Raw genomic sequence first — 1,059 nt, 5'->3', positions numbered from 1 at the left:
GTACGCGTGGACAACATCGATGCGGATCACCAGATGACCGATGTATTCCCATATTTTGGACATGTGACAACGATAAAGACTGTAAAGACGGTTCCGATGAATTGAATTGTCCGCCGTTCCGTTGTAAACCGGGAATGTTCCAGTGTCACAACAATCAAACATGCATCTCTCGTATTCGTATCTGTGATGGCCATTCCGATTGTAGTGACAAATCGGATGAAAGTTTTTGTGAAACCGATTGTGGGGAACATAGTTTCAAGTGTAAGAAAACGGGAAGATGTGTTCCAAACTCATGGCAATGCGATGGTATGTTTATTCCTGCTGTTAAATAATAATTATTGATATTAATTATTTTTTAAAATTTAAATATTAGGCGACAATGATTGTGCCGATGGTTCTGATGAAGATCCAATCCATTGTCATAAGGGTGAATGTGACGCCGACACTCAATTCAAATGTGACAATGGAAAGTGTATTCCCAAGTTGTGGTATTGTGGTATGTTGTGGTTTTTTTATTTAAAATATAATTCTGATTGATATTAATCGATTTTTTTGTTTGTTTTATAGATTTTGATGACGATTGTGGCGATAATTCGGATGAACCGGCTCATCTATGTCGAAATCGTAATTGCAGTACCGGTTGGCAGAAATGTCCATCTCGATTGAACTATCGATGCATTCCCAGTTGGTTATTCTGTGATGGAAAAGATGATTGTCGTGATAATTCTGATGAAAATCATCCAGAATTATGTCCCAAATGTCATAGTACCGGCGATTTTAAGTGTAAAAATGATCGATGCATTCCACTTCGATGGCGGTGCGATTTTGAAGACGATTGTGGTGATAACAGTGATGAAGAACCATCAATGTGTACTGATCTCTATCGAGAATGTTCGGAAAGTGAATTTCAATGTGGTAATAAGAAATGTGTACCATCTCGTTGGCGATGCGATCACGACGAAGATTGTGAAGATGGATCAGACGAGAAGAATTGTCAAGACTATCAATGTAAATCAGATCAATTCAAATGTGCCAGTGGTCATTGTATACCACAAAAAT

General features: G+C 38.1%; 1 protein-coding gene. It reads left to right on the top strand.

Going from position 1 to position 1,059, the window contains the following annotated elements:
- Nucleotides 1–729: 729 nt before the first annotated feature.
- Nucleotides 730–1,059, top strand: a 330-nt coding sequence (locus tag QRY16_RS21950) for a hypothetical protein (protein WP_289778056.1), incomplete at its 3' end; no start/stop codon positions are given.

It is taken from the genome of Mixta mediterraneensis, assembly GCF_030283135.1.
In the GTDB taxonomy this organism is placed as follows: domain Bacteria; phylum Pseudomonadota; class Gammaproteobacteria; order Enterobacterales; family Enterobacteriaceae; genus Pantoea; species Pantoea mediterraneensis.
This window is presented reverse-complemented; position numbering and strand designations above follow the sequence as displayed.